This window comes from Stenotrophomonas indicatrix (assembly GCA_041545745.1).
In the GTDB taxonomy this organism is placed as follows: Bacteria; Pseudomonadota; Gammaproteobacteria; order Xanthomonadales; family Xanthomonadaceae; genus Stenotrophomonas; species Stenotrophomonas indicatrix_A.
Genome location: CP168152.1, coordinates 1,823,408 through 1,839,141 on the forward strand (window position 1 = coordinate 1,823,408; position 15,734 = coordinate 1,839,141).

The 15,734-nt window shown below is 66.9% G+C and carries 13 protein-coding genes; 5 read left to right on the forward strand and 8 right to left on the reverse strand.

Features of this window, described 5'->3' with window-relative positions; translation table 11 throughout:
- Positions 1-29: 29 nt before the first annotated feature.
- Entirely contained in the window at positions 30-1,163 is a 1,134-nt protein-coding gene (gene dnaJ, locus ACEF39_RS08520) for a molecular chaperone DnaJ (protein WP_025878872.1), read from the forward strand.
- Positions 1,164-1,263: 100 nt separating this feature from the next.
- On the opposite strand, the gene ACEF39_RS08525 is transcribed toward dnaJ, so the two are convergent.
- Entirely contained in the window at positions 1,264-2,061 is a 798-nt protein-coding gene (locus ACEF39_RS08525) for an AraC family transcriptional regulator (RefSeq protein WP_500287622.1), read from the reverse strand.
- A gap of 73 nt (positions 2,062-2,134) precedes the next feature.
- On the opposite strand from ACEF39_RS08525, the gene ACEF39_RS08530 reads away from it, so the two are divergent.
- The 3 genes from ACEF39_RS08530 to ACEF39_RS08540 all read left to right on the forward strand — a co-directional run bounded on the left by ACEF39_RS08530 (position 2,135) and on the right by ACEF39_RS08540 (position 5,921).
- A complete protein-coding gene (locus tag ACEF39_RS08530; protein ID WP_500287623.1) occupies positions 2,135-3,334 on the forward strand; it encodes an MFS transporter in 1,200 nt (399 codons plus the stop codon).
- A gap of 557 nt (positions 3,335-3,891) precedes the next feature.
- A complete protein-coding gene (pdxY, locus tag ACEF39_RS08535; protein WP_500287624.1) occupies positions 3,892-4,800 on the forward strand; it encodes a pyridoxal kinase in 909 nt (302 codons plus the stop codon).
- Positions 4,797-5,921, forward strand: coding sequence for a prephenate dehydrogenase (locus ACEF39_RS08540; RefSeq protein ID WP_500287625.1), 1,125 nt, complete (start codon positions 4,797-4,799; stop codon positions 5,919-5,921). Before pdxY ends, ACEF39_RS08540 begins: the two co-directional genes overlap by 4 nt.
- Before the next feature lie 166 nt (positions 5,922-6,087).
- Here the strand turns inward: ACEF39_RS08540 and ACEF39_RS08545 are convergent, their stop codons facing one another.
- From ACEF39_RS08545 to ACEF39_RS08565, 5 genes are all read right to left on the reverse strand, one after another.
- On the reverse strand, positions 6,088-6,282 hold the full coding sequence (locus ACEF39_RS08545; protein ID WP_088101408.1) for a hypothetical protein: 195 nt from the start codon (positions 6,280-6,282) through the stop codon (positions 6,088-6,090).
- 68 nt (positions 6,283-6,350) lie between these two features.
- On the reverse strand, positions 6,351-8,129 hold the full coding sequence (locus ACEF39_RS08550) for an ABC transporter transmembrane domain-containing protein (RefSeq protein ID WP_500287626.1): 1,779 nt from the start codon (positions 8,127-8,129) through the stop codon (positions 6,351-6,353).
- Positions 8,122-8,718, reverse strand: a complete 597-nt coding sequence (locus tag ACEF39_RS08555; protein ID WP_500287627.1) for an IMPACT family protein — start codon at positions 8,716-8,718, stop codon at positions 8,122-8,124. The genes ACEF39_RS08550 and ACEF39_RS08555 overlap by 8 nt, the downstream gene beginning before the upstream one ends.
- Before the next feature lie 34 nt (positions 8,719-8,752).
- A complete protein-coding gene (locus ACEF39_RS08560; protein ID WP_500287628.1) occupies positions 8,753-9,748 on the reverse strand; it encodes a hypothetical protein in 996 nt (331 codons plus the stop codon).
- The gene (locus ACEF39_RS08565) at positions 9,745-10,263 is read right to left on the reverse strand and encodes an RNA polymerase sigma factor (RefSeq protein ID WP_500287999.1); all 519 of its coding nucleotides are present in this window, start codon (positions 10,261-10,263) and stop codon (positions 9,745-9,747) included. Before ACEF39_RS08565 ends, ACEF39_RS08560 begins: the two co-directional genes overlap by 4 nt.
- A 247-nt stretch (positions 10,264-10,510) precedes the next feature.
- Between ACEF39_RS08565 and ACEF39_RS08570 the strand changes: the two genes are divergently transcribed.
- Entirely contained in the window at positions 10,511-13,357 is a 2,847-nt protein-coding gene (locus ACEF39_RS08570; protein ID WP_500287629.1) for a bifunctional diguanylate cyclase/phosphodiesterase, read from the forward strand.
- A 19-nt stretch (positions 13,358-13,376) separates the two neighbouring features.
- On the opposite strand, the gene ACEF39_RS08575 is transcribed toward ACEF39_RS08570, so the two are convergent.
- Together ACEF39_RS08575 and ACEF39_RS08580 are read right to left on the reverse strand one after the other, a co-directional pair.
- Positions 13,377-13,970, reverse strand: coding sequence for an LOG family protein (locus tag ACEF39_RS08575; RefSeq protein ID WP_089240478.1), 594 nt, complete (start codon positions 13,968-13,970; stop codon positions 13,377-13,379).
- Positions 13,971-14,139: 169 nt separating this feature from the next.
- Entirely contained in the window at positions 14,140-15,636 is a 1,497-nt protein-coding gene (locus ACEF39_RS08580; RefSeq protein WP_500287630.1) for an aminotransferase class III-fold pyridoxal phosphate-dependent enzyme, read from the reverse strand.
- Positions 15,637-15,734 lie beyond the last annotated feature (98 nt).

Genomic DNA, 15,734 nt, shown 5'->3' on the forward strand with positions numbered 1-15,734 from the left:
TCCCGACTTTCCGGAATGCGATCCACGATATGAGCAAGCGCGATTACTACGAAGTGCTGGGCGTTGCCCGCACCGCCACCGACGAAGAACTGAAGAAGTCCTACCGTCGTTGCGCGATGAAGTTCCACCCGGACCGCAACCCGGGTGATGCGGCGGCCGAAGCCTCCTTCAAGGAGTGCAAGGAAGCCTACGAAGTACTGTCCGACGGCAACAAGCGCCGCATGTACGACAGCCATGGCCATGCCGCGTTCGAACACGGCATGGGCGGTGGCGGTGGTGGTCCGGGTGGCCCGGACATGAACGACATCTTCGGCGACATTTTCGGCAACATCTTTGGTGGTGCCGGCGGCGGCGGTCCGCGCCAGGCGCGTCGCGGCGCCGACATCGGCTACGTGATGGAGCTGGACCTGGAAGAAGCGGTGCGTGGTGTCGAACGCCGCATCGAGATTCCGACCCTGGCCGAATGCGGCGACTGCGATGGCAGCGGCTCGGAAGACGGCAAGGTCGAGACCTGCAACGTCTGCCATGGTCGTGGCCAGGTGCGCATCCAGCGTGGCATCTTCGCCATGCAGCAGGCCTGCCACAACTGTGGCGGCCGTGGCCAGATCATCGCCAAGCCCTGCAAGACCTGCCACGGCAACGGTCGTGTCGAGGAAGACAAGGTGCTGTCGGTGAAGGTGCCGGCGGGCGTGGATACCGGCGACCGCATCCGCCTGGCGGGTGAGGGCGAGGCCGGCCCCGCGGGGACGCCACCGGGCGATCTGTACGTGGAAGTGCGCGTGCGTGAGCACCACATCTTCCAGCGCGACGGCGACGATCTGCACTGCGAAGTACCGATCCGCATTTCGCAGGCCGCGCTGGGTGACACCGTGCGCGTGGCCACCCTCGGTGGCGAAGCGGAAATCCGTATCCCGGCCGAGACCCAGACCGGCAAGCTGTTCCGCCTGCGCGGCAAGGGCGTGCGTTCGGTGCGCAGCCGCAGCGAAGGTGACCTGTACTGCCGCGTTGTGGTGGAGACGCCGGTCAACCTCACCAGCGACCAGCGCAAGTTGCTGGAGCAGTTCGAAGCCACCTTCAACGGCGAGGATGCGCGCAAGCATTCGCCGAAGTCGGCGACCTTCATCGACGGCGTCAAGGGCTTCTGGGATCGGATGACGTCCTGATCCATCGACGGACATGGTGAACGACAGCGCCGGGCCATGCCCGGCGTTTTCGTTTGCCGCTGCAGTAGATCCACGCCATGCGTGGATGCCGTTCAACGGATCAACGGAAGAATGCCGCTGGCGTCTGCCCCAGCTGGCGCTTGAACATGCTGGTGAACGCACTCGGGCTTTCATAGCCCATCGCCAGCGCGACATCGATCACCTTCTCTCCGCGGGCCAGTCGTTCCATCGCGGCCAGCAGGCGTGCCTGCTGCCGCCATTGGCCGAAGGTCATGCCCAGTTCGCTGGCGAAGTGACGTTGGATGGTCTTCACGTCGATCGCCAGCGCCTGCGCCCAATCCTGCAGAGTGGCCTCATCGCCGGGATGCTTCTGGATGTGCTGGCAGATCCTGTGCAGGCGCGGGTCGGCGGGCTCGGGCAGGTGCAGCGGCAGTACGTCCATGCGGTGCAGCTCATCGAGCATCAGTCGCACTACGCGGCCATCGCGACTGTGCTCTTCATGCGGTCCGTCGATCAGGCTGGTCGCCTGCAGCAGTTCGCGCAGCAGTGGAGCCACCTGCACGGCGAACGGCTCTGCCGGCAGCTGCGGGGCGAATGCCGGTTCGATGTACAGGCTGCGCATGTGCACGTCGGCGATGCAGTCCACCGCATGCGCCATGCCCGCCGGCATCCAGATCGCGCGGGTGGAGGGCACTACCCAGCGACCGACTTCCGATCGCACCACCATCAGCCCGGACATGGAATAGACCAGCTGGTGCCGGCGGTGCTTGTGCGCCGAGATGTGGGTGCCGGCGCGGTAGTCGCGTGCGCGGCAGGTCACCGGGCGATGCACCGGCACGTCGTTCCACGGCGCGGTTTCGCGGATGGGGCAGGGGGTGTCCTTTTTGCGATAGGCCATGACCAGAACGCGGCAGAAGGGAGCGGATGGCCACCGTAGCATGCACGACTCGCCCCCATCCTGACCGTGCGCAATGTCGACCCTGGCTTCTCCTGCCGTATCCACCCGCCCCGTATCGCCAGGAGTGCTGGCGGCGATCTCCAGCTCGCACATGGTCAACGACATGATGCAGTCGCTGATCCTGGCCATCTATCCGGTGATCAAGGGCGGCTTCAACCTCAGCTTCACCCAGATCGGCCTGATCACGCTGACCTACCAGCTCACCGCCTCGATCTTCCAGCCGCTGGTCGGGCTTGCCACCGACCGCCGACCCGCACCGTATTCCCTGCCGATCGGCATGGCCTCGACCTTGTGCGGCATGCTGCTGCTCGGCTTCGCGCCCAATTACGCGATGGTGCTGCTGGCCGCCGCGTTGGTCGGCATCGGTTCGGCCATCTTCCATCCGGAAGCCTCGCGCATCGCACGCCTTGCCTCGGGCGGCCGTCATGGCTTGGCGCAGTCGGTGTTCCAGGTGGGCGGCAACTTCGGCACGGCGCTGGGGCCGCTGATCGCCGCCGCGGTGATCGTGCCCTACGGCCAGCATTCCGCATCGTGGTTTGCTGGTGCAGCGTTGATCGGCATTGCCCTGCTGACCTATGTCGGCCGCTGGTACTCGCTGCATCTGGGGGCTCCTCGCCCCGCAGCACATGGTGTGATCGCCGCACGCCATCCGCCGCGCACGATCGCCCGGGTGCTCGCCATCCTGTTGGTGCTGATCTTCAGCAAGTATTTTTACATGGCCAGCATCGGCAGCTATTTCACCTTTTACCTGATGCATCATTTCGGCATTCCGGTGGTGCAGGCACAGCTGCATCTGTTCGCCTTCCTGGTGGCGTCCGCGGCGGGCGGCTTCTTTGGTGGGCCACTGGGTGATCGTATTGGTCGCAAGCCGATCATCTGGGCCTCGATCCTGGGCGTGGCACCGTTCGCGCTGATGCTGCCGCATGCCGATCTGCTGTGGACCACGATACTGGCGGTGCTGATCGGCTTCGTGCTGTCTTCCGCGTTCTCGGCGATCGTGGTCTACGCGCAGGAAATGATGCCGCACCGGATCGGCATGGTGTCCGGTTTGTTCTTCGGCTTTGCCTTCGGCATGGGCGGCCTCGGCGCGGCGGTGCTGGGTCTGTTGGCCGACAAGACCAGCATCGAATTCGTCTACCAGCTCACCGCGTTCCTGCCGCTGCTGGGCATCGTGGCGGCATGGCTGCCGCCGTCCAGGCCTACTGCGCACTGAGGGGTGTTCTTCGGCAGGGCTGCGCCCTGCACCCGCTGATGCCAGAGCAACGGCAACGGCAAAAGCGTGCATTTCGTGGGATGGCGGGGTGGGTCCGGTTGCGGGGGACGCCGTGAATCCATCCCTGGAGGCTTGGCCGCGGCATCCATGCCGCGGACACCCCCGCAACCGGACCCACCCCGCCTTCGACAGATTTCTGCTGCTGTTGGTGGGTGTCGACCTTGGTCGACACGTCGTGGATGCTCTTCGATTCGAATTCGAAATATTCGACTTCGACAGAGATTGATCCACGCATGGCGTGGATCTACTGCTCGCGGGGTACTGTCGAAGGCGGGGCACTGTGGGTTTGCGGGGTGTGAGCCGCATGGATGCGGCGACCAAGCCTCCATGGACGGATTCACGGCGTCCCCGCAAACCCACAGTGCCCCGCCATCCCCGGAGTGCCGCTGTTGCTGTTGTCGTTGCTGTTGCTGTTGCCGGCCAGCGGCCGGCACTACCGCTTCGGCGGGTGCAGGGCGCAGCCCTGCCGAAAACCCCCTTGAGCGTAGAATGCGGGCATGAGCGAATCCCTCGACAACCACTTGGTCCACGGCCGCCGCCAGCGGCCCGACGGCCCTTCGCCGATCGATGTCATTTCGGTCCAATCGCAACTGGTCTACGGCCATGCCGGCAACAGCGCCGCACTGCCACCTATGCGCGCGCTGGGCGTGCGCGTGGCCTCGATCCCGACCACGCTGCTGAGCAATGCGCCGTTCTACGAGACCACCCGTGGCCGTGTGCTGCCCAGCGACTGGTTCGCCGACCTGCTGCTCGGCACGCGCGAGCGTGGTCTTCCGCAACGGGCGAAGATGCTGGTTTCAGGCTACTTCGGCAGCGCTGCCAATGGTGCCGCGTTTGCCGAGTGGCTGGACGAGATCCTGCCGGCATGTCCGCAGCTGCGCTACTGCCTGGACCCGGTGATCGGCGATACCCACACCGGTCCCTACGTGGAGCCAGGCCTGGAAGAGATCTTCGCTGAGCGCCTGCTGCCGCATGCCTGGCTGGTTACCCCCAATGCCTTCGAACTCGGTCGCCTGACCGGCATGCCGGCGCTGGCCGAAGCCGATGCAATCGCCGCCTCGCGTGCGCTGCTGGCGCGGGGGCCGGAGTGGGTGCTGGCACACAGCGTCGGCGGCAATCCGGGTGAGCTGGTGACGCTGGCTGTCGGCCGTGAGGAAACCTGGCGCTGGACTTCGCCGCTGCTGCCGGTCGACGTGGCGGGTACCGGCGATGTACTGATGTCGCTGATGGTGTCCTTCCTGCTGCGCGGTGAGCCGATGCAGATGGCCATCTCGCGTGCCATCGCCGGCACCCATGCGGCGCTGGAGGCAACCCTGGCCCATGGCTTCGAGGAGTTCGACGTGATCGCGGCCGCACCGGCGGCGCTGGCCGACGGAATGCGCTTCCGCGCCGAACGGCTGGCATGAGCGAGCTGCACGAACGCACGCCGCGCACGGTCGGCATCGTCGGCAGTGCCGGCGCCTACGGGCGCTGGCTGACCCGGTTCTTCGAACAGCACATGCAGGTGCAGGTGATCGGCCACGATCCGGCCGATCCGGGCTCGCATGTGCCGGAGCAGCTGCTGGAACAGGCCGATGTGCTGGTGTTCTCCGCACCGATCCGGCACACGTCCTCGTTGATCACCGAGTACGTGCGTCTGTCGGCTGGCCGCGAGCGGGAACGCTTGTGGCTGGACGTGACCTCGGTGAAGGAAGCGCCGGTGCAGGCGATGCTGGCCTCGCGCGCCGAGGTGGTGGGCCTTCATCCGATGACGGCGCCGCCCAAGGCGCCGACTCTGAAAGGCCGGGTGATGGTGGTCTGCGAGGCGCGACTGCAGCATTGGCGGCCCTGGGTGGACGCGCTGTGCCTGGCACTGCAGGCAGAGTGCGTGCGGGCCACGCCGCAGCACCATGACCAGATGATGGCGCTGGTGCAGGCGATGGTGCATGCGACCCATCTGGCCCAGGCGGGTGTGTTGCGCGAGTACCAGCCGCAGTTGGGTACGCTGGCGGCGATGCTGCCGTATCGATCGGCTTCGTTCGAACTGGATACGGCGATCATCTCGCGCATCCTGTCGTTGAATCCGGCGATCTACGAAGACATCCAGTTCGGCAATCCCTATGTGGCGCCGATGCTGCAACGCTTGATCGGCCAGCTGCAGACGCTGCAGGCGCAGGTCGGGCAGGGCGACGATGCTGCGCGCGGCGCGTTCCGTGAGCACCTGCTGGGGGCCAACAGGAGCGCGTTCGGCGATCAGGCGTTGGCTGCGGGAAATTACACCTTCGAGCGCGTCGGCTATCTGCTGGCCGACCTGACCGAGCGCAACGCGCTGTCGGTGCATCTGCCTGAAGACCGCGCAGGTTCATTGCGCGAACTGCTCAATGTGTTCGAGCAGCATGGTATCAGCCTGGCCTCGATCCATTCCTCGCGCACGCCCGGCGGCGAGGTGCATTTCCGTATTGGCTTCGTTGCAGGCAGCGAGCCAAGGGCTATCGCCGCCGCTGCCGCCGAGGTGGATGCCAGCGGAATCGGCCGGGTGCTCGCGTAGAAGTATTCATCCACAGGGCGTGTGGATGGCTTCTGCGAAAACATGTGGATAACCGGCCGCAGGCCTTGGCAGAAAAGGCTGTCAAGATGGTTGGTCAAAAAATGACCAACCTTTTTTGACGGAACCAACGGCTGAGGCGAGCTTGGCTCGGCGCTACAGCGGACCGCTAGATCGACAGCCTGACTTCGCCACCGCTGGTGGTGAACTCGCGGCCGTTGCGCACCAGCTGGCGGCCGTCATCCAGTTCATAACGCGGCGTCGTCTCGGAGCCATGCCCGCTGCCGCTGGCCTCGGGCTTGAACTCGATGATGATGTGGCTTTCGCCATTGCTGTCGACAGCAGGGAACTGACGGAACGACATGTTCGACCTCCTTCAGTGGTTCATCGCTACGACGTCAGAGTGAGCCGGCCGGTGTTAGCCGGCCGTCATCAATCGATGAACTGCAGGCGTGCAAGCTCGGCATACAGGCCGCCTTCAGCCAACAGCTCCGCATGCGTTCCCTCGGCCACGATGCGACCGTGGTCCATCACTACGATGCGGTCGGCCTTCAGCACGGTCGCCAACCGGTGGGCGATGACTACCGTAGTGCGCCCGGCCATCAGTCGTTCCAGTGCCTGCTGCACGCCATGTTCGCTCTGCGCGTCCAGCGCACTGGTGGCTTCGTCGAGCAGCAGGATCGGTGCGTCCTTCAGCAAGGCACGGGCGATCGCCACGCGCTGCTGCTGGCCACCGGACAGGCGGGCACCACGCTCACCCAGTTCGCTGTCGTAGCCCTCCGGCAGCGCACGCAGGAAGGCGTCGGCCTCGGCGGCGCGGGCTGCATCTTCGACCTCGGCGTCGCTGGCCTCCAGCCGGCCATAGCGGATGTTGTCGCGTGCGCTGGAAGCAAACAATGTCGGTTGCTGCGGCACCAGCGCGAGCTGTGCGCGAAGTTCGGCCGGATCGACGTCGCGCACATCGATGCCGTCCACGCGGATGCGGCCGGCTGCCGGATCGTGGAAGCGCAGCAGCATAGACAGCACCGTGCTCTTGCCGGCGCCTGATGGGCCGACCAGAGCGACGGTTTCACCCGGTCGCACGTGCAGGTTGAAATGGTCCAGTGCGGCCTGGTCCGGTCGCTGCGGGTAGTTGAACACCACGTCGTCGAAGTGGATTTCGCCACGCAGCGGCTGTGGCAGCGCACGCGGCTTGGCCGGCGCACGGATCTCGATGTCTTCCTGCAGCAGCTCGCCGATGCGGCCCATGCCGCCGGACGCGCGCTGCAGTTCATTCCACACTTCGGCCAGCGCACCCACCGAGCCGCCGCCGATCAGTGCGTACAGCACGAACTGGCCCAGGGTGCCAGCGCTGAGGCGCCCGTCGATGACGTCGTGCGCGCCCAGCCACAACACGCCGACAATCGCGCCGAACACCAGCAGGATGGCGCTGGCGGTGACCAGCGATTGCGCGCCGATGCGCCGGCGCGCGGCACGGATCGCATCGCCCAGCGCATGGTCGAAGCGGCCGCGCTCATAGGGCTCGCGCGCATGCGCCTGCACGGTGCGCACCGCGCCCAGCGTTTCGCTGGCCAGGCTGTTGGCATCGGCGATGCGGTCCTGGCTGCTGCGCGCGATGGTGCGCAGCTTGCGCGCGCCGATGATGATTGGCAGCACCGCCAGCGGGATGCCGAGCAGTGACCAGGCGGCCAACCGCGGGCTGGTGACGAACAGCATCGCCAGGCTGCCAACCACGGTGACGCTGCTGCGCAGCGCCACGGACATGGTCGAGCCGACCACGCTGCGCAGCAGTTCACTGTCGGCGGTCAGGCGCGAAACCAGTTCGCCGCTGCGGCTGCGGTCGTGGAAGCCGGCGCCGAGCTGTATCAGGTGCGCGTACAGGCGGCTGCGCAGATCCGCCACGACCTTCTCGCCGAGCAACGAAACAAAGTAGAAACGCGCGGCCGTCGCCAACGCCAGCACCACCGCGACCAGCATCAGCAGCGCAAAGGCACGGTTGATCTGGCCACCGCTACTGAAGCCGTGGTCGATCATCTGCTTCACGGCCGGTGGCAGGCTCAGGGTCGCCGCCGAAGAAACGGCCAGGGCCAGCAGCCAGGCGCTGAACAAGCCGCTGTGGCGGCGCACGAACGGCCACAGCGTGCGCAGGCTGCCGAGGCGGCGCAGCGGCGGGGAAGCCGGATCGGTAGCCGGTGCGTCCTTGTCAGTCATCGAGGGGGTCATCTTGGATACGGATACGATCACGGGTGGCGTCGCGCAGGCGGATTTTCAATGCGTCGACCTGGTCTGCGGGCAATTCCACCCGTAATCTCACCCCGTTGGCATCGAACTGTTCATCACGCTTTTCAGCGGCATGGGCGGGCAGGGCCGCGTGCAGCGCGCCCAGGTCCTCGAATCCGGCAAGCAGCTGCAGCCGCGCCATCGCGACCAGCGGCAGGCGTGGCGCGGTGCGCAGGCATTCGGCAGCGGCGCCGCCGTACGCGCGGACCAAGCCACCGGCGCCCAGCTTGATGCCCCCGAACCAGCGGGTGACCACCACCATCACCCGGTCGAATCCCTGGCCATCAATAGCTGCCAGGATCGGCCGGCCTGCGGTGCCGGCCGGTTCGCCATCGTCGCTGGAGCGATAGTCCTGGCCGTGCCGGTAGGCCCAGCAGTTGTGGGTCGCATCGGCCACGGCCACGTCCTGCAGAAATGCCAGTGCAGCAGACGCACCTTCGATCGGCGCGGCATGCGCGATGAAGCGGCTGTGCTTGACGTCCAGGGTGTGGCTGACCGGTTGGGCGAGGGTATCGGACATTCCCTTCATTCTACGGGCTTGCCGTCGACGTGCTTCAGTCGTCCAGCAATGGCCGCACATCCTTTGGCAGGCGCGCCTCTGGATAGGTCTGCAGGTAACGCTCCAGGCTCGCCCGGGCCAGGTCGCGCTGGCCGGCGTCGCGACGCTCGCGGATCTTCTGCAGCCATTGCCGGCGGGGCAGCCCGGCGTCGGCCTGCACTTCAGCCTGCACGGCCTCCGCGCTGAGGCCTGCATCGCTGGCGCGGCGCATGACGCCAGGTGCGGTTCTGCCGGCTGCGTCCTGCTTGGCCGCAGTGAGCGCGATGCGGTCTTCGGCCGTGGCCTGTGTGGAGAGCGCTGCTTCTGCCGTTGCTGCGGTGGCCTTGCGCGCCCTCATCGCCGCGGCAGGAACCGCCGGTGCCGCTGCAGATGCAGGCGCCGAATAGGCTTCGGGTGCGGCTGGCGCTGCCGCAGGCATCGCAGGCGCGGCAAAGGCCGTGTCAGCGGCAGGCGAAGGTGGCGGCGCAGGCGCAGGCGCCATCGTCGGGGCAGGCACCTGCCGTGGTGCGGCGGGCGCAGGTTTCGGCACGTCTGCAATGGCCGGTGCCGGAGCCGGCGCTGCCTCAGCCGCCGCAGGTGCCGGTGCTGCTGTCGGTGCAGGTGCCGGTTCGGTGGCTGCGACATCGGCGGCCGCACTGTCGTGGGCCGTGCCTTCGGCGCTCGCATCGGCGGCCATTTCCCGTGCAGCCGGCGCGGTGGCAACTGCCTCCGCAGGGGCCGACGGCGGCTCTGGACGCATCTGCCAGGCGATGCCGACGGCGAACACCGTCGATGCGGCCACGCCGAATACGGCCGGCCAGCGGCGGCGCGGTCGCAGCGTGCGCGGTGCCACCGGGGGCGGGGTCGCCTCGCGTGCTGGCGTGTCCACGGCCGCACGCGCAGCGGCCAGGATCGCCGCGTCCAGCGTCGGCGGAGGGCCCTGTTCAGCGCGTCGCCCAAGCAAGCGTGCCAGCTCGCGTTCTTCCGGGGTCAGGGGATCGTCTCGGTTCATGCGTTCAGTCCCGCACGCAGCTTGTCCATCGCATAGCGCAGCCGCGATTTCACGGTTTCCCGGCCAACGCCGGTGATCTGGCCGATCTCCTCCAGGCTCAGTTCCTGTTCCAGCCGCAGCTGCAGCACTTCACGCTGTTCTGCGGGCAGCTCTTCCATCGCCAGTTGGATGCGGCGACGTTGTTCGAATTCGGACAGTTCCGCTTCCGGGGTCTGCCCATCCTCCAGCGCGGCCAGGCGCAGATCGGCATCGGCCGGTGCAGGGGGGCGATGGCGGGCGGCGCGCCAGTAGTCGTTCAGGCGGTTGTGGGCGATGCGGAACAGCCAGGTGCTGAAGGCCGCGTCGGCCTGCCAGCCTGCCCGCGCGCTGATCACCCGTTGCCAGACGTCCTGGAACATCTCCTCGGCCAGCGCGGTGTCGCGCAGTTGCCGCAGCAGGAAGCCGAACAGGCGCTTGCGATGACGTGCATACAGGCTTTCGAACGCGTGCACGTCACCGGCGGCCCAGGCCAGCATCAAGGCTTCATCGGTTGGCAGGGCGCTGGCATCCACGCCGTACAGGGTAAGCCCTGCAGGCAATGGCGCATAGCCGGCGATGGTGTGGGAGAGGGCGACGGTCACGGCGGGAATCAGGAGAAGATCGACAGGAAAAACGCCCGACGGCACGTTTCGGGGTTACCGGGCTTCCATTGCCCCCCGGGTGGCGCGTTATGCTCGGTAATTCAGGGGAGGCGGCGCTCAGGCGGCGCCAAGAGAACGTCATTTGTCCACCGAAGCCGACCGCGCGCTGGAAGCGTCCCACAACGAGCCCGTGCTGAGCGCGGCGCTGGTGCGCGCGCTGCATGCGCTGCTGCCGGAAACGGCGGTCGTGCGCGTCGGTTGGGACGATCCGCAGCTCGGCAGCGGGCAGGGCGGTTGGCCGATCGGTGGCAGCGGCGAGGACGTCTGGCAGCCCCTGGCCGACCATGCCGAAGGCCGTCATGGCTGGGAGTACGACGGTGCTCGGCTGCTGCTGTCGGTGCACGGGGCGACACCCTCTCCGGCCTGGTGGGGGCTGGCCCGGCAGGCCATGGAGCTGGCCTTGCAGCGCGACCGCCAGGCGGGTCAGATCAAGGCGCTGGAACAGGCCGAGCGGTTGCAGCAGGCCTTGTTCCAGATTGCCGACCTGGCCGGTGCCGACCTGGAAATGGGCGAGATGCTGCGCCACGTGCATGGCGTGCTGGGCACCCTGATGTATGCGCAGAACTGTTACATCGTCGAGTATGACGATGCCCGCCGGCAGATCCGCTTCCTGTACTTCGCCGACCAGGTCGATGACTTCGTTGCCGATCCTGCACAGGGCTACGACATCGACCAGATGCCGCGCAGCCTGACAGTGGCGTTGCTGCGGCATGGCCGGCCGCTGAGCGGGCCTTCGCGCGAACTGCTGGCGCGGGTAGACCAGGAGCACGATCCGCAGCGCGGCCCGGAAAGCCTGGACTGGCTGGGCGTGCCGATGCTGCGCGATGGCCGCGTGTGCGGTGCGATCGTGGTGCAGAGTTACGAGCACGCCGATCGCTACGGCGAAGCCGAACGGGCGCTGCTGGGTTTTGTTGCCCAGCACGTGCAGACCGCCATGGACCGCCGCCAGGCGCAGGTGCGGCTGGAGCAGCAGGTGGAACGGCGCACGCAGGAGCTGCAGCGCGCCAATTCGAGCCTGCAGGATGAAGTGGCCGAGCGCCGCCGCGCCGAGCAGCTGCAGACCGCGCTGTACAACATCGCCGAAATGGCGATGTCGGCCGACAGCCTGGCGCAGTTCTACGGACAGGTACACGGCGTGGTCGGGCGCTTGCTGGATGCGCGCAATTTCTATATCGCGCTGGTCAATGCCGATGGCGATGGGCTGGATTTCGTCTATTCGGTCGACGAGCACAACGCGAGTCGTGTACCGCGCGCGTTCAGTCGCGGCTTGACCGAGTATGTGGTCCGCCATCGTCGGCCCTTGCTGGCCTCGCGTGCGCAGATCGACGCGCTGCTGGAAACCGGCGAGGTGCGCGAATCCGGCGCACGTTCGCAGTGCTGGCTCGGCGTGCCGTTGCTGCGCGACGACGAAGTGGTCGGCGCGATCGTGGTGCAGAGTTACACCGAGCAGATCGCCTTCAGCGTGCATGACCAGCGCCTGCTGATCTTCGTTGCGCAGAACATCGGTACCGGTCTTGCGCGCCAGCGCGACCAGCAACGACTGCGCTCGGCGCATGCCGAGCTGGAAAAGCGGGTGGAGGAGCGCACCCGCGAACTGGGCGAGGTCAACGAAAAGCTGCTGGGCCAGATCGCCGAGCGCCTGCGCGCCGAGCAGCGACTGACCCACCAGGCCATGCACGACGCGCTGACCGGACTGCCCAATCGCCTGCACCTGCTGGACAGGCTGCAGGATGCGCTGGCGCTGGCCCGGCGCGAAGGTGGCCCGGTGTTCGCGGTGCTGTTCCTGGACCTTGATCGCTTCAAGCTGGTCAACGACAGCATCGGTCACGCCGCCGGCGATCGCCTGCTGGTGGAAGTGGCCAAGCGCATCGTATCCATGGCCGGCGACAACGATGTGGTGGCGCGCCTGGGCGGCGATGAGTTCGCTGTGCTGCTGCACTGTCCGGAGGGCCTGGCACAGGCGCTGGATTTCGGCCAGCGGCTGTTGCTGGCGCTGCAGGAATCGATGTGGATCGCCGGTCGCGAGCTGTTCCCCTCCGGCAGCCTGGGCATCGCCTTGTGGAACCCGCGCTATCGCACCGGCGAGGAACTGCTGCGTGATGCCGATGCGGCGATGTACCGGGCCAAGGCCCAGGGCCACGACCGCTGCTCGATCTTCGATGAGGAGATGCGCGAGCAGGCGCTGCGCAGCCTGGATCTTGAGGCCGACCTGCGGCGGGCGATCAACAACCGTGATTTCGTGCCGTTCTACCAGCCGATCGTGCGCCTGTCCGACGGCGAGGTGGTCGGCCACGAGGCCCTGCTGCGCTGGAAGCACGAGCGCCGTGGCCTGCTGCTGCCAGGCGCGTTTCTGGAACTGGGCGAGGAAAGTGGCCTGATCGAACAGGTCGACTGGCTGATCTATGAGCAGGTCATTGCTGGCCTTGCCGACGGCGGGCGTGGCTATGTGTCGGTCAACGTGTCGCCACGGCATTTCCGCTCCGCCGAGTTCAGCGGGCGGCTGTATGGCTTGCTGGAGGCGTGCAACGCGGACCCGCGGAGGCTGCGCCTGGAGATCACCGAGGTCGCGCTGCTCGACGATGGTCCGCATACGCTGCACATCCTCAAGGGCCTGCGAGAACGCGGCATCCAGGTGCAGCTGGATGATTTCGGCACGGGCTTCTCGGCGCTGTCCTACCTGCACCGTTTCCCGATCAGCACGTTGAAGATCGACCAGAGCTTCATTGCCGGCCTGCACGGCCCGGAGGCGCAGAGCACGCGCGCGCTGGTTGAAGGCGTGCTGTCGCTGGCACGCACGCTGGGCATCGAGACGATCGGCGAGGGCATCGAGACCGAGGCGCAGCGTGACACGCTGTTCGAGCTCGGCTGCGACTACGGCCAGGGCTACCTGCTGGGCCGACCGGCACCGTGGACGCGCGCGGCAGCCTGAGCCACCGCGCACACAGTCTTCAACGCAGCGCCGCGCGGCGCTTCTCGTCGATCCACTTCGAGGCCTGGGCCGGCTGGTAGTTCTTCATCCAGGTCAGCATTTCCTCGATATCCGAGCCGTACCACAGGTCCTGGCGTTGCTCGGGGTGCAGGAAGCGCTCTTCCACCATGCGATCGATCATGCCGATCAGCGGTGCGTAGAAGCCGTCCACATCAAGAAACGCGCAGGGCTTGTTGCCGATGCCGAGCTGGCGCCAGGTCAGCATCTCGAAGATCTCTTCCATCGTGCCGAAGCCGCCCGGCAGGGCGACGAAGCCATCGGAAAGATCGAACATGCGCGACTTGCGCTCATGCATCGAACCGACGATCTCCAGTTCGGTCAGGCCGCGATGGGCCACTTCCCAGTCGGCCAGCTGGCGCGGAATCACACCGGTGACCTCACCGCCGGCGGCGAGCACGGCGTTGGCCACGGTGCCCATCAGGCCGACATTGCCGCCGCCGTACACAAGGCGCATGCCGTCGCGGGCGATGCGATCGCCCAGCGCAATGGCGCGTTCGGTGTAGACCGGCTTGCTGCCAGCGTTGGAACCGCAGTACACACAGATCGACTTCATGGATCTTCCTGTCTTGGCCGGAAACGAAAACGCCCCGCCGTCGACCAGTGGAGCCGGTCGCAGGGCGGGGTGTCCGGGCAATTATGAGGCCTTGCGCTTGCTTCCTGTAGAGCCGAGCCACGCTCGGCTGCTCTCCGTTCATACCGCGCAGACGCCCATAGGTGGGCCGTTACGCAGCGGCAGCCTGCTCGCGGCGGGGACCTTCACGCAGGGCGCGGCCCACCATGCTCACCAGCAGGTCCAGCTCGCTGCTGTCCATGCCGAAGTGCGGGGTGAAGCGCAGCGAGTTCTCGCCGCCGTGGATCACGTTGATGCCGTGCTGGCGCAGCCATTCCTCGGTGGAATTGGCGCCATAGCACTTGAACTGCGGCGCAAGCTCGCAGGAGAACAGCAGGCCGGTGCCCTGCACCTTGGTGATCAGGCCGCCCAGCTCGTTCTTCAGCTGCTCCAGTTTGCGCACCGCCTCGGCGCCACGCTCGGCAATCGCCGCGCGGACCTGCGGGGTCAGCTGGGCCAGGGTGGCGCAGGCCACGTCCAGCGCACGCGGGTTGCTGGTCATGGTGTTGCCATAGATGCCCTTGCGATACAGCTGCGCGGCGTGATCGGTCACTGCCAGCACCGACAGCGGATACTGTGCAGCGTTCAGCGCCTTGGAATAGGTCTCCATGTCCGGCGCATCCAGGCCTTCGAAGCCCGGGTAGTCGACCACCGACAGCACACCGTGGGCGCGCAGGCCGGCCTGGATCGAGTCCAGCAGCAGCAGGCTGCCGTGGGCGCGGGTCAGTTCGCGCGCCAGTGCATAGAACGCCGGCGGCACGGAGCGGCCCGGGTCACCTTCGCCCATCACCGGTTCCAGGAACACCGCTTCGATGAACCAGTTGTTGTGCGCGGCATCCTCGAACACCTTGCGCAGGCCGGCCTCGTCGTACGGCGCGACGGTGATCACCGACTCCTCGCCACGGTAGCTGGCAAGGTGCTGCATGTAGGTCTTGCGGCTGGAATCGGAATACAGCGCCGGGCGGTCGGTACGGCCGTGGAAGCTGCCTTTGATGACCACGCGCTTGATCGCCGCACCGGCATGGCGGGCGCCCGGGTCGGTCTGCAGCTTGGCGTTGACGTCGGCGATGCGCGCAGCCAGGCCGACCGCTTCCGAACCGGAATTCAGGCACATGAAGCGCGTGAACGGGCAGCCGCCGCGGCGATGGCCGATCTCGGCCCGCAGCGCGCTGATGAAGCGCTGCTGGGACAGGCTGGGGGTCATGATGTTGGCCATCACCTGCGGCCGTGACATCGCTTCCATGACCGCATCGGGGGTGTGGCCGAAGCCGAGCATGCCGTAGCCACCGGCGTCGTACAGCACCGCGCCCTTCAGGGTGACCACCCACGGGCCGCGTGCGGCCAGCGCCACGTACGGGGTTACCGCATCATCGGCGTAGAAATTAACGAAGCCGTCCTGCATGGCATCGATCTGCGCCTGCTCATCCTGTGCCAGCAGCGGCCCCAGCTCGGCCTGCACGCGCGCGAATTCGGCGGCGGCGGCATCGACCGCGGCAACCAGCTGCGGGTGGTTGTCGGCGAGGGCGGTCAGGGTTGCGTCATCCAGGCCGTTGGTGAGGCGGGTGCCGGGCTGGGCGCGGAGGGGGGCGAGGCGTTCGATGAAGCTCATTGCAGATCTCCTGAAACGTTGGGTCGCACGGGCCTTCAAAAGCAAAACGCGCGTCTTTACGCGCGCTTGGGGCGGGCTCGTGCAGCGGACTTCCTCGT

Coding starts and splice junctions, on each gene's coding strand:
- ACEF39_RS08550 (WP_500287626.1), bottom strand. CDS start 8,129: ATGACTGACAAGGACGCACCGGCTACCGATCCGGCTTCCCCGCCGCTG.
- ACEF39_RS08555 (WP_500287627.1), bottom strand. CDS start 8,718: ATGTCCGATACCCTCGCCCAACCGGTCAGCCACACCCTGGACGTCAAG.
- ACEF39_RS08530 (WP_500287623.1), top strand. CDS start 2,135: ATGTCGACCCTGGCTTCTCCTGCCGTATCCACCCGCCCCGTATCGCCA.
- pdxY (WP_500287624.1), top strand. CDS start 3,892: ATGAGCGAATCCCTCGACAACCACTTGGTCCACGGCCGCCGCCAGCGG.
- ACEF39_RS08525 (WP_500287622.1), bottom strand. CDS start 2,061: ATGGCCTATCGCAAAAAGGACACCCCCTGCCCCATCCGCGAAACCGCG.
- ACEF39_RS08560 (WP_500287628.1), bottom strand. CDS start 9,748: ATGAACCGAGACGATCCCCTGACCCCGGAAGAACGCGAGCTGGCACGC.
- ACEF39_RS08545 (WP_088101408.1), bottom strand. CDS start 6,282: ATGTCGTTCCGTCAGTTCCCTGCTGTCGACAGCAATGGCGAAAGCCAC.
- ACEF39_RS08540 (WP_500287625.1), top strand. CDS start 4,797: ATGAGCGAGCTGCACGAACGCACGCCGCGCACGGTCGGCATCGTCGGC.
- ACEF39_RS08575 (WP_089240478.1), bottom strand. CDS start 13,970: ATGAAGTCGATCTGTGTGTACTGCGGTTCCAACGCTGGCAGCAAGCCG.
- ACEF39_RS08565 (WP_500287999.1), bottom strand. CDS start 10,263: ATGCTGGCCTGGGCCGCCGGTGACGTGCACGCGTTCGAAAGCCTGTAT.
- dnaJ (WP_025878872.1), top strand. CDS start 30: ATGAGCAAGCGCGATTACTACGAAGTGCTGGGCGTTGCCCGCACCGCC.
- ACEF39_RS08580 (WP_500287630.1), bottom strand. CDS start 15,636: ATGAGCTTCATCGAACGCCTCGCCCCCCTCCGCGCCCAGCCCGGCACC.